A 12,212-nucleotide genomic window follows, 5' to 3' on the forward strand; every position below is an offset into this window, starting at 1 on the left:
ATTCACCTTTTGTACGATTTTTCACACAAATCCACTCGCATACGAGGCGAACGTTCACCTTTTGTATGATTTATCGTACAAAACCCATCGTCAACGACGCGAACGTTCACCTTTTGTACGATTTTTCACACAAATCCACTCGCATACGAGGCGAACGTTCACCTTTTGTACGATTTATCGTACAAAACCCATCGTCAACGACGCGAATGCTTCACTTTTGTACGATTTTTCACACAAATCCACCCGCATACGAGGCGAACGTTCACCTTTTGTATGATTTATCGTACAAATTCTGGTTCTCTAAGTTAGTTGACAGCCCCATAGACATGAGAGCATCGAGGTTTGTTCACCGTTAAGCGATAAGCTCATTTCATAGTGGCCATCAAGGTGATCGTCGCGTTAGTCGGCGACCTCCTCTCTAGTGGCTACAAAGAGCTGTCCGCCGTTCATACGCGGTACGCAGCCTCTTCTCCAGTAGCTATAGAGAGTTGTTCGCCGTTAGTCGGCGACCTCTTCTCAAGTGGCCAGATAGAACGATTCGCCGTTAACCGGCAACAACTATACACGAATTAACCCAAGGAGGAACCTGCCAATGAATAACAATCGGAACATTATCGTACTGGACACCACATTGCGTGACGGCGAACAGGTGCCGGGAGCGAAATTGAACGTCTATCAGAAAGTGGAATTTGCCCGACAACTGCAGCGGCTCCGAGTGGACATCGTCGAAGCCGGCTTCCCCGCTTCCTCGCAGGGCGACTTTCTCGCCGTGCAAGAGATTGCCAAAGCCGTAGGCGACAGCATGTCCGTTACCGCGCTTGCCAGAGCCGTCAAGAACGATATCGACGCCGTATATGAGAGCATCAAGGCGGCGCACGATCCCTTCATCCATATCGTACTGGGCACTTCCAACGTCCATGTAGAGAAGAAGTTCAACCGCTCCAAGGACGCCGTAATGGAGATGGGCGTCGAAGCGGTGAAATACGCCAGGACGCTGCTCCCGCAGGTGCAGTATTCCACGGAAGACGCGTCCAGATCGGAATTCGAATACTTGTGGAAGACAATCGAAGCTGTGGTGAGAGCCGGAGCGACCATCATCAACGTTCCCGACACCGTCGGATACGCCGAGCCGGAGGAATTCGGCGACCTGATCCGGCGCATTAACGAACGATTGAAGAACGTCAATGATGAGGTCATTCTCAGTGTGCATTGCCACAACGATCTGGGCCTTGCGACGGCCAACACGCTCAGTGCAATCAAGAACGGCGCGGACAAAATCGAAGTGACGATTAACGGGCTGGGCGAAAGAGCCGGCAACACTTCCCTGGAGGAAGTCGTCATGGCGCTTAAAGTCAGACAAAACCGCTACGGCTGCACGACCAACATTCAAACCAGGGAGCTGCTTGCCACCTCCAGACTGTTAACACATCTGACAGGCCTGGACGTGCAGGTGAACAAGGCCATTACCGGGGACAACGCCTTCGCCCATTCTTCCGGCATTCATCAGGACGGATTGCTCAAGGATAAAAATGTGTATGAAATTATGTCCCCCGAGGAAGTGGGAGCGGAGAGCATGGAGCTTGTGCTGACCGCCCGCTCCGGACGGCATGCCTTCAAGCACGCCGTTGCCAAGCTGGGCTTCGATACCGGCAACGACGCCGGATTCGAAGAGCTGTTCCAGGAGTTCCTGAAGCTCGCGGATCTGAAGAAGGAAGTGTACGATCACGATGTATTCTACCTGGTGAACAGGCACCGGGAGCAAGCGGAGAACACTGTGCCATTGTATGAGCTGACGGCGTTCCGGGTCGTCACGGACGGGGAGCGGCCGCAAGCCGTCGTCGAGCTGAAGCGCGGCGGCGAAGCGCTCAGAGGAGAAGCGACCGGAGACGGGCCGATCGACGCGTTATACAGTGCGATCAAGACATTGACCGGTGTGGAAGTGACGCTGCAGCACTATAAGGTGAACAGCATCTCCCGGGGGAAAGAGGCCATCGGCCGCGCCGTCATCGGACTCCATTACAAGGGCAAGGCGTATATCGGCCGCGCTATGGAGACGGATATTTTGAAAGCAAGCGCGCTCGCGTTCCTGAACGCTCTTAATGCGGCGCTGCTGAACAAGGAGGAAGCGTAATGTCATTGAAAGCAAGCCCACAGCGCATACAAAACTTGCTGCACGAAGCAGGATACGCCCACACCGTTATCGAGCTGCCGGACAGCATGCGGACGGCCCAGGAAGCCGCCGACGCCATAGGCTGCGATGTCGCCCAGATTGCTAAATCAATTATTTTCCGCATGAGCGCGTCCGACGCTCCGCTCCTGGTCGTAGCCAGCGGCGTCAACCGCGTGAACGAGAAGGCAATATCCAGGCAGGTTCATGACAAGCTGCTGAAGGCGGATGCGGATTTCGTACGGGAACGAACGGGATTCCCTATTGGAGGCGTAGCCCCGATCGGCCATTCCGAGCCCGTCACGACGATTATTGACAAGGATCTGCTGCAATACCCCACCTTGTGGGCGGCAGCCGGTCATCCGAGGGCTGTATTCGAGCTGACGCCCGATGACTTGACGGCTATGACTCAAGGACAAGTCATGTCCATAAAATAAAAAAGCACCCCGCTCCTTGGATTGGAGGCTGCTCCGAGCGAAGGAGCGGGGACAATGGAACTCGCCACAACCTTATCGCCGCCCCTTGCTCTTCTCCCGATGAGCCGCCAATACGGCCAGCTCCAGCTTGTTCAGCATAAGCCGATATTCATTCGTCATCTGGAATTGCGGCGGGAACGGCAGATCCCGGAAGTACGGCTTTACTTGCTCTACGCTCCGGAACCAATCCCCTCTCTTCGGCTGCTTCAGCGATTGATCACGCCACGACGATTCCAGCGAAGGGCTGTATATGGGGGACACCCCCGGCTTCAAGCGACCTCCGATCAGCTTCTCCTTATAATAGCGGCCGGGCGGCGCCTTGCGGACGGAAGCGAACAGCATAGGTGCGTAATCCGCACGGGAGCCGGTATGCTTCACCGCTGCGGCGAAGCTTCTGGCTCCCTCATATACGGGGGCAATGCCGAACAGAACGGCATATAGCCGCTTGCCGAACTGAATCCGTTCATCGGGATCTCCGAACCGTTCCAGAATCAGTCCCGCGAGCTCCAGCTCCCCCTCAGCCTCCCCCTTGCCGCTTCCATAGGGGAACAGCACGGCGTTCAGCTGAAGCAGAGATTGCATGCCGAAGAACAACGTTCCCAGCACATGCTTCTGGAAGTAGCCATCCTCCACCACACGCTCTTGAATATATTGCTGCTCGTTCACGATGAGAGCGGTCGACAGCAGCGCGGAATCGCGTTCGCGCCAGAACTGCTTCCACACCGGGAGCATGAAGCGCGACACGCCTAAGGCGGGAAGCAGATGGAACAGGCTGCGTCCCTCGCGGATGCTCCATTGATACAGCAGCAGCTGCGGGTATGCATCGCCGAAAATAAGAGCATTGGCCCGCTCCAGAAACAGAAAGATGTCCTGTCGTTGCTTTGACGTCAGCAACCGGGGCAGCCATTCTCCCTGCAGATCCGTCATATTCCATCCCCCGTTGCGGGATACGAGATGGGCAAGCAGAGCCCAGTGCAGCTCGGGCATCTGAAAATACATGCTGCGATAAGCTTCCGTACGTGTCAGATTATTGCGGTTCAGCTCAGCCGTCTCCGACCGGATGCGCTCAATAAGCATAAGCTCATCCGCCTTCCATTGCCCGTGCAAACTATCGAAAGGCCCCGCAGCGTCCGCTGCGTCTTCCTCATCAGCCGAGCCGGCTTCCGACAGCTCCAGTCTGGCGCAGGCATCCATCAGCTTGGCCACGGCGGAAGGAGACAGCTTGAGCGGCTGCGCTTCGGCAATCAGTTCCTTCGCGGCATGCATGGACTTCCACTTGCCGATCGCGTAAGACAGCGCTGCTCCCGGCAACGCCGCCAGATGTGTGATGAAATGGCCTATCGCATGAATATAACGGCTTTTTTTCGCCATGACACCCCCTCCTTCCTACCTCTCTACAATCATTATCCACAACTGCCAATACTCGCATACTTATGGATACTGTATGCAGAAGGGTGGCACGATGCTTAACCGGCAGGGAAAGTGTATACTGAAGGTAGCGACGTCAAGCATAAGCGAGATTGCGGATGCAGTTGAAGGAGGAAGCGAGCATGTGCGGCCGATATACGATTACCATTACGCTGGAGGAGCTGATGACGCGATACGGGGTTATCGATACGAACGTGCCTTGGCATCGGCCCAGATACAATGTGGCGCCGGGGCAGCTTGTGCCGGCAGTCATCCATGATGGGGAGAAGTATCGGCTGGGTCAGCTGAAGTGGGGGCTTGTGCCGCCGTGGGCTCCCGATGCGAAGGTCGGCTTCAAAATGATCAATGCGCGAGCAGAGACGGCCGCTGGCAAGCCGGCGTTCCGCGAAGCGTTCCGCCGCAAGCGATGCATCATACCGGCTGACGGCTTCTACGAGTGGAAGAAGACCAAAAATGGCAAGCAGCCGATGCGCATCATTGCCAAGGAGCGCCCTCTCTTCAGCATGGCCGGGTTGTATGAGACGTGGATAGCGCCTGACGGCGGCAAGCTGGCTACATGCACCATCCTGACAACCGAGCCTAACGCTCTCGTTGCGCCGATCCACGACCGCATGCCTGTCATTCTGCAAGCGCAGGACGAAGCGCTCTGGCTCGATCGAGGAACCGGTCTTGAGCAGCTGTCCTTGCTGATGAAGCCCTATCCTGCGGAAGCGATGGAAGCTTATCCCGTCGGTCAGGCGGTAGGCAGCGTACGCAATGACGACGCCACGCTGATCGAGCCGCAGCACGAGGACGAGCAGTTGGGGTTGTGGTGAGAGGCCGCGATTTGCGGGACAAAAAGACCCCCACAAAGTAGGGCTCCGCTTCGAGGTTCATTCAGGTACTTTGCGGGGACCCCGGAACTTTTAATTTCTATATATAAAAAAACTGACCGCATGCGCGGTCAGCGAAACATTCCCCATAATTTAAGTAAATGAAAGGTGTTGTTGGGGTCGATCTTCTGGGCAAGCACAAAAGATACGATTTGCTCTTCTTGTACGTCCGTCAGCTTCTCGTGCAAAATAACAGCGGCTGATTTGACCAGCTTGCGCACTTTCATTCGATCCTGCAAATCATACTTCGTCACATGGGCAAGCAGTTGGCGCATTCGGTCCTTCACCACAGGGTTTTTCAGCTTCAGCTTGACCCGCTCCACCAGCTGCGGCCGAATGCCGTAACTTTGATAACTCATTGTCAGAAATGCACCTCCATCCGGCATAGGGTCTATTGAATCTATATGCCGGCGGAGGCCAATTATTGCCTAGTCCAGTTGTTCTCCTTGAAATAATGGGTCGCGGCGCAGCATGCTCCACAGCTTCGCATACGGATTGTCCGCGCCTGCCAGCCAGAATGCCTCACGCTCCGCCAGTTCGGCGGCATCGTCGCGCGCAAGCTCCAACACTTCATAGTCGCTGACCATATCCGCCACCCGAAATTCCGGCAAGCCGCTCTGCTTCGTGCCGAAGAAATCGCCGGGACCGCGCAACTCCAGATCGCGCCGGGCCACCTCGAAGCCGTCGTTCGTCTCCGTCATCACCTTCATCCGTTCCCGCCCCGTCTCCGACTTGGGATCGGCCACGAGTACGCAGTAGGACTGGTGCTCCCCCCGGCCGACGCGCCCCCGCAGCTGATGAAGCTGGGAGAGGCCGAACCGTTCTGCATCCATAATGATCATCACAGTAGCGTTAGGCACGTCCACTCCAACCTCGACAACGGTAGTCGATACCAGCACATGTGTATCGTTGACTGCGAAGCTGCCCATCACCTCATCCTTCTCGGAAGCCGTCATTCGCCCATGGAGCAATCCCACCCGCAAGTCCGGGAATGCTCCGGAGATCGCCATATGCAAGTCGATCGCATTCTGCACCTCCAGCTTCTCCGACTCCTCGATCAGCGGACAGATGACATAGGCTTGCCGCCCCGCCGCGACTTGCTTGCGGATGAAGCCAAGCGCGCGATCCAGAGCGTCATGCTTTACCCAATACGTTTTGATCGGCTTGCGCCCATGCGGCATCTCCTTGATCGTCGATACGTCCATATCGCCGAAGGCTGTAATGGCAAGCGTGCGCGGAATGGGCGTCGCCGTCATCGTCAACACATCCGGATTGCCGCCCTTGTGCCGCAGTATGCTCCGCTGGTTCACTCCGAATCGATGCTGCTCGTCCGTCACCACCAGTCCAAGATTGTGGAAGTACACATCGTCCTGAATAAGCGCGTGCGTGCCAACGATAACATTGATGATGCCCATCTGCAGCCCCGCCAGCAGATCCCGCCGCCTCTTCTCCGTCAGGCTGCCGGTCAACAAGCCGACCTGCAGGCCGGTGGTCTCGAACAATCGCTGCAGACTTCTCGCATGCTGCTCCGCCAGTATTTCCGTCGGGACCATCAGCGCCCCTTGATACCCTGCCTTGACGGTTCCATAGAGCGCAATGGCGGCGACGACCGTCTTGCCGGAGCCGACATCGCCCTGCAGCAGCCGGTTCATGCCGCTGGGACGGCGCATATCCACCAGAATCTCGTTCACGGCACGCTTCTGCCCGTCCGTCAATTGGAACGGAAGGGTGTCCGCGAAGCCTCGAATGACGTCGCTGTCCACCCGAATCGCGATCCCGTCCTGGCGCCGTCGGTTCATCGCACGGTAAGCCTGCAGCTTCAACTGGAACAGGAACAGCTCCTCATACACCATGCGCCTGCGCGCTTCCCCGCCTTCTTGCGTATCGCCGGGAAGATGAAGCCGCCGTACCGCCTCAGCCCTTGTCATGAGCCGATGCCTGTCCACCAGCTCATCGGGCAGATTCTCCTCAATCATGCTGCCATACTGCGTGAGAGCGGTCAGCATCGCCTTGCGCATCCAGCTCTGCGTAATGCTGCCCCCTACAGAATAGACCGGCTGAAGCGTATCTCGCTTGGCGGACTCCCGATCGTCGGGGAACTCCGAATCCGTCACCGTTATTTGCCTTCGCTGCTGATCCCACTTGCCCGTCAGCATCACTTCGCGTTCAAGCGCAAGCTGCTCGCGCAAGAAGTGGCGATTGAACCAGACGGCCGTTACGAGCAGGCCGCCCACCTCCACCTTGCAGCTTAATCTTGACTTGCCCCGTCCGTAGCGCTGCAGAACAGGCACACTGCACACCCGGCCAATGACGGTCGCCTTGTCCCCGTTCTTCACTTCCGTCAGCTCGCGAACCCGGTAATCCTCATAGCGGAACGGGAAGTAATCCAGCAAGTCGCTTATCGTATGAATGCCAAAGGCGTGAAGCTCCCCTTCCTTCAGAGCGCTCACGCCTTTCAATTGCCTGACAGGTATCTCATTCATGCTTACCATCGCTTCACACCCTGTACATAAATACGGCGGACGTGCCGGGACCGGTATGCGTGCCGATAACGGAACCTACCGTCGTATAACCCGTCTCTTGCACGTTCATTTCCGCTTTCAGCCGCTCTTCCAGCTCTGCAGCCGACCCGGGAACATCTGTCCAAGCCATGACCATGCCTACGGGATCGTCGCCGAACGAGTCCTTCAGCATGGCCACAATGCGGGAGACGGCCTTCTTGCTGCCCCTCACCTTGTCCACGGAATAGACGCCGCCATTCTCGTCCAACGAGAGGATTGGCTTAATATTGAGCAGAGATCCCAGCACGGCGGAGGCTCTTCCGATCCGGCCGCCCTTGTGCAAGTAATCCAGCGTATCTACCAGAAAATATAATTGCACACCGCTGCGCAGGCGCTCCAGCTCCGCCAGAATGACCTCCTTCGACTCCCCTGCAGCCGCAAGCTCCGCCGCCTTCACGACCTGCATGCCGATGCCGTAGGAAGCCGACTTCGAGTCCACCACGGCAATATCGCCGTCGCCATCCTCCAGCATGGACTGCGCGATCGTAGCGGATTGATAAGTCCCGCTCAAGATGGCCGCCAGATGAATGGAAATAATCGGCCCTTCCGGATCTTCCTCAAGCAGCCGCTCATAGACTTCGCTGAATTCCACAGGCGACGGCTGCGACGTAGTAGGCAGAGCGGATGAAGATTTCAATTTGCTGTAGAACTGCTCCGCTTCAATCGTCACCGCATCCTGATAGGTATCCTCCCCGAAGTGCACCTTGAGCGGTACCATCGTAATGCCAAGCCGTTCACGCACCTGCCGCGGAATATCGGACGTGCTGTCCGTCACGATACGAACGTTCCCCACCTTGTATCACCCTTCCCACACTTCAATCATTCGTTATTCCACAGCGAACAGATAAGGGTACATCGGTTGCCCGCCATGCTGCATGTCCAGATCCAGGTCCGGGTATTCCGCTTCCACCCACTCCATTAACGCGGCTGTAATCTCGGGCTGTGCATCCTCTCCCGCAAGCACCGTCAGCACATCGCCGTCATCCTCCAGCATACGGCTTAGCAAAGTCTGGCATACGGCCAGCAACTGCCCGTCGGAAGCCACAATCGTCTTCTCCCGGATGCCGATATAATCGCCTTCCTGAATGTCGATGCCATCCATCGTCGTATTGCGCACCGCCTTGGTAACTTGACCGGATACGACGCTGGCGGCCGCGGCCGTCATCCATTCCGCATTGCGCTCCGGCGCCTCCTCCTCCTTGAATGCCAGCATGGCGGACAAGCCTTGAGGGATCGTGCGCGTCGGAATGACGGAGACGCTTCGCTCGCTGAGTTCGGCGGCTTGCTCAGCAGCCAATATAATATTGCTGTTGTTCGGGAGCAAGAAGATATGATCAGCGGATAAGGCATCAATCGCCGTCAAGAAATCCTCCGTGCTTGGATTCATCGTCTGTCCGCCGGACAACACGGTGTCCACGTCATTGGAGCGAAACAGCTCCTTCGTGCCTTCCCCAAGCGCGACGGCAATGATGCCGTAAGGCGCTCGCTCGTACACTTGTCCGGGAGGCATGCCGTTCACAGCTTGGCCCGCCAGCAGCTGGGCCGAGGAGATATCCGCGCCGCTGACGCTTGCAGGGTCCTCCTGCAGCAGCTCCCGGTGCTGCTCGCGCATATTCAGAATATGAATATCCGTCAGTTCTCCGTATGGAAGAGCCAGATTGATCACATCTCCCGGCTTGCGGGAATGAACATGAACTTTAATGATATCGTCTTCTACGATAACCAGTATAGAGTCTCCATCCTTCTCCAGCGACCGTTTGAAAGCGGATTCATCAAAAAATACCGCTGAATGGCTGCCAAGCCTCCGATTTATAAAAAATTCCATATCGTATGGAAAGTGAATTTCGTCCGTGGACAGCCGCGCCTGGGCGTTATGATGGGCAGTTATCTGCGACAAGGCAGTTGGCACGGTCACCTGCTCCGGAGGAGCGGCTTCAGAAGGCATGAACACCATGTCCCCGTATTCTCCGGCTTCCCCTTCCTTCAAGTAGCGAAGGAACCCCTCATAAATATAGACAAGACCTTGTCCGCCGGAATCGACAACGCCCACTTGCTTCAACACGGGAAGAAGATCCGGTGTGCGCGCCAACGCTTCGTTCGCCTTGCGATGCACTTCCTCCATCAGTTCCTCCACGTTCGTGGAACGGCGGGCATACTGCACGGCATGCTTGGCCGCTTCTTTGGCAACGGTAAGAATCGTGCCTTCAACAGGCTTCACTACTGCCTTGTAAGCCAGATCCACTCCGTGCTGCAAGGCAGCCGCAAGCTCCATTGCCGTCGCTTCGTTCAAAGCTGACAACGACTTCGAGAAGCCTCTGAACAATTGGGACAAGATAACGCCGGAGTTGCCTCTCGCTCCCATCAGCAATCCTTTTGACAACGCCTCCGCGGTTTTGCCGATGTGCTCGGAAGCACGGCTTCTAAGCTCGCGAACGCCGGAGCTCATCGTCAAGTTCATATTCGTGCCGGTATCCCCATCCGGAACCGGAAATACGTTTAATGCATTCACCTTCTCAGCGTTGCGCTGCAGCAATTCAGCGCCAATCATCGCCATAGCGGCAAAGTCCGTTCCGTTAATAGAGCGCTTACCCAATGAAAATTCCCCTTCCTGCTAGCTGGATACCCTAACATCCTGTACAAATATATTAACCTCTTCCACCTGCAAGCCCGCAATCTCCCGCATCACATATCCTACCTTGGACTGAATATTATGTGCGACCTCTGAAATCCTGGTGCCGTAGCTCACGATAATGTGCAAGTCGATATGAAGTCGTTCGTTCTCCCTTCGAATCACGACGCCGCGCGTCCAGTTCTCTCTTCCAAGCAGCTCGGCGATTCCGTCCTTCAACTGCTTGCGCGAAGCCATCCCAACCAGTCCATAACATTCCATGGCGGCCGAGCCGGCAATGACGGCAAGGCAATGATCGGTAACAAATACGGAGCCTCTCTCCGAATCGATTTGAAGTGCCATGGTTACACACGCTCCTGTCATCTATATTATGGACTATGTACCATTGTACTATAAAAGATACCGATATTGAAGTCCGCGCCACAAAATCGCCCTGCCGAAATCAGATTAAGGTTGAACAGAACTGCAGTTTATGGTACGATATTCGAGTGTGTTTAATGATATTCTCTCTAATACAGAATGAGACGGCACACGCCGCAGGCCATAAGACCAGCGTGAGCTCATGAATCGAGATCGGAACCAGCAATACGTTAAGGAGGTGTAGTCATGTCCCGCAAATGTTATCTGACAGGCAAGTCGCCTAAGAAAGGCAACCATGTATCCCATGCCAACAACAAAACACGCCGCAATTGGGGCGTAAACGTTCAGAAGGTACGCATTCTCGTCGACGGTAAGCCAAAGCGCGTATACGTGAGCGCTCGCGCTCTGAAATCCGGCAAGGTTACCCGCGTATAGTGTGGCGCCGCCACCTGACAAAAGCACCTGAATATCAGGTGCTTTTTTTACATGAATTCATAAGCCTCGGAGTCCCCGCAAAGCACCTGTGCTAGCATCGCAGCAAAGCCTCGCTTCGTGGGATTATTTTGAATGCTGTTGCGGTCAGTTTTTTTGAAACGTATTCAGTATCGCTTTCACGAAACCACCCAAAAACTTAGGCAGCTTAATCGTATAAAATTTCATGTCCCATCCCTCCTCAGACACGCTCATGAAATATTTCCGTAGCCTATCCCGCGCTCATGTAACCATAGTATGCGGAGCCACATTGTCCTATTCCATGACAAGCGCCCTTTCTGAAGGATTACAACATGCTCGTCATCATGTCCGGATTCTCTCTCATATACTGATAGATGGCGAAAGCGATTGCAACAAGAAAGTAAAAAATAATAGCGGTAACGATAAAAGCCACCCGAAGCCCGATCGTGTCGTACAGACGGAAAAACCGTATTCCGATGACAAGCGCAAGCAGCGAAAAAGCGTAGCGGATAATCGGCGTAATCTGGGCGAACAAGGCGAGCGCGAAGCCCGCCAGAAATGCGTATAAAACGACCCAGAACGCCGTCTTCAACGAACTGTTCAAAGGTGATCCTCCTTAGCGCAAAGATAGAATAGCTTGCTGTCGGTCGTCTTCGCCGAACACGGCATTGCCTGCGACGAGCACATTCGCGCCCGCCTCTCTGACCTGACGCGCCGTGTCCCCGTTAATGCCGCCGTCCACCTGCACATGTACGCCGGACAATCCGCGCTCCTGCAGCATCGCTTGCAGACTGCGCAGCTTGTTCAGCGAATACGGGATGAAGGACTGGCCTCCGAAGCCGGGATTGACTGTCATGATCAGGACAAGGTCCACGTCATGCAGCATCGGCTCCAGCACGGAGACGGGCGTTGCGGGATTGATGGCCACGCCTGCCGGCAAGCCCTTGTCCTTGATGTAATGAATCGTTCTGTGCAAGTGCGTACACGCTTCATAGTGCACCGTAATCCGATCCGCTCCGGCAGCGATATATGCGTCGAGTGACAGCTCGGGCCGCTCAATCATAAGATGCACATCGAATGGCAGCTTCGTCGCAGGACGAACCGCGGAGATAACGGGCGGTCCGAACGTCAGATTGGGAACGAATGCTCCGTCCATGACATCGACGTGAATCCAATCCGCCCCGGCGGTCTCGGCTGCCGTTATCTCTTCACCCAGACGGGAAAAATCCGCAGAAAGAATGGATGGCGCAATTATGGTCATGGTTA

At 55.6% G+C, this 12,212-nt stretch carries 13 protein-coding genes; 4 read left to right on the forward strand and 9 right to left on the reverse strand.

The features are described 5' to 3' along the window. The first annotated feature begins 592 nt into the window (after positions 1-592). Positions 593-2,131, forward strand: a complete 1,539-nt coding sequence (locus tag M6D81_RS09330; protein WP_262676600.1) for a 2-isopropylmalate synthase — start codon at positions 593-595, stop codon at positions 2,129-2,131. Continuing rightward, a complete protein-coding gene (locus M6D81_RS09335) occupies positions 2,131-2,604 on the forward strand; it encodes a YbaK/EbsC family protein (protein WP_262676601.1) in 474 nt (157 codons plus the stop codon). Before M6D81_RS09330 ends, M6D81_RS09335 begins: the two co-directional genes overlap by 1 nt. Positions 2,605-2,676: 72 nt before the next feature. Here M6D81_RS09335 and M6D81_RS09340 read toward each other — a convergent pair whose 3' ends face one another. Beyond that, positions 2,677-4,014, reverse strand: coding sequence for a DUF2515 domain-containing protein (locus tag M6D81_RS09340; protein ID WP_262676602.1), 1,338 nt, complete (start codon positions 4,012-4,014; stop codon positions 2,677-2,679). A gap of 179 nt (positions 4,015-4,193) precedes the next feature. Between M6D81_RS09340 and M6D81_RS09345 the strand changes: the two genes are divergently transcribed. Then, positions 4,194-4,886: an SOS response-associated peptidase gene (locus tag M6D81_RS09345; RefSeq protein WP_262676603.1), complete on the forward strand. Its 693-nt coding sequence runs from the start codon at positions 4,194-4,196 to the stop codon at positions 4,884-4,886. A gap of 128 nt (positions 4,887-5,014) precedes the next feature. Here M6D81_RS09345 and M6D81_RS09350 read toward each other — a convergent pair whose 3' ends face one another. From M6D81_RS09350 to M6D81_RS09370, 5 genes are all read right to left on the reverse strand, one after another. Further along, positions 5,015-5,302 carry a stage VI sporulation protein F gene (locus tag M6D81_RS09350; RefSeq protein ID WP_262676604.1) on the reverse strand — a complete coding sequence of 96 codons (288 nt, stop codon included), beginning with the start codon at positions 5,300-5,302 and terminating at the stop codon, positions 5,015-5,017. A 69-nt stretch (positions 5,303-5,371) separates the two neighbouring features. Continuing rightward, entirely contained in the window at positions 5,372-7,435 is a 2,064-nt protein-coding gene (recG, locus tag M6D81_RS09355; protein WP_262676605.1) for an ATP-dependent DNA helicase RecG, read from the reverse strand. Between the two features lie 4 nt (positions 7,436-7,439). After that, positions 7,440-8,297, reverse strand: coding sequence for a DegV family protein (locus tag M6D81_RS09360; protein WP_262676606.1), 858 nt, complete (start codon positions 8,295-8,297; stop codon positions 7,440-7,442). A 33-nt stretch (positions 8,298-8,330) separates the two neighbouring features. Beyond that, entirely contained in the window at positions 8,331-10,097 is a 1,767-nt protein-coding gene (locus M6D81_RS09365) for a DAK2 domain-containing protein (protein ID WP_262676607.1), read from the reverse strand. Positions 10,098-10,115: 18 nt separating this feature from the next. Further along, positions 10,116-10,475: an Asp23/Gls24 family envelope stress response protein gene (locus M6D81_RS09370; RefSeq protein ID WP_262676608.1), complete on the reverse strand. Its 360-nt coding sequence runs from the start codon at positions 10,473-10,475 to the stop codon at positions 10,116-10,118. A 264-nt stretch (positions 10,476-10,739) separates the two neighbouring features. Here M6D81_RS09370 and rpmB point away from each other — a divergent pair, with 264 nt between their 5' ends. Then, positions 10,740-10,928: a 50S ribosomal protein L28 gene (rpmB, locus tag M6D81_RS09375; protein WP_262676609.1), complete on the forward strand. Its 189-nt coding sequence runs from the start codon at positions 10,740-10,742 to the stop codon at positions 10,926-10,928. Positions 10,929-11,072: 144 nt separating this feature from the next. Here the strand turns inward: rpmB and spoVM are convergent, their stop codons facing one another. The 3 genes from spoVM to rpe all read right to left on the reverse strand — a co-directional run bounded on the left by spoVM (position 11,073) and on the right by rpe (position 12,207). After that, on the reverse strand, positions 11,073-11,153 hold the full coding sequence (gene spoVM / locus M6D81_RS09380; RefSeq protein ID WP_010345573.1) for a stage V sporulation protein SpoVM: 81 nt from the start codon (positions 11,151-11,153) through the stop codon (positions 11,073-11,075). A gap of 118 nt (positions 11,154-11,271) precedes the next feature. Beyond that, positions 11,272-11,550: a hypothetical protein gene (locus tag M6D81_RS09385; protein ID WP_262676610.1), complete on the reverse strand. Its 279-nt coding sequence runs from the start codon at positions 11,548-11,550 to the stop codon at positions 11,272-11,274. A gap of 12 nt (positions 11,551-11,562) precedes the next feature. Beyond that, on the reverse strand, positions 11,563-12,207 hold the full coding sequence (gene rpe, locus M6D81_RS09390; protein WP_262676611.1) for a ribulose-phosphate 3-epimerase: 645 nt from the start codon (positions 12,205-12,207) through the stop codon (positions 11,563-11,565). Between the last annotated feature and the right edge of the window lie 5 nt (positions 12,208-12,212).

The organism is Paenibacillus sp. J5C2022, from assembly GCF_025567625.1.
Taxonomy (GTDB): domain Bacteria; phylum Bacillota; class Bacilli; order Paenibacillales; family Paenibacillaceae; genus Pristimantibacillus.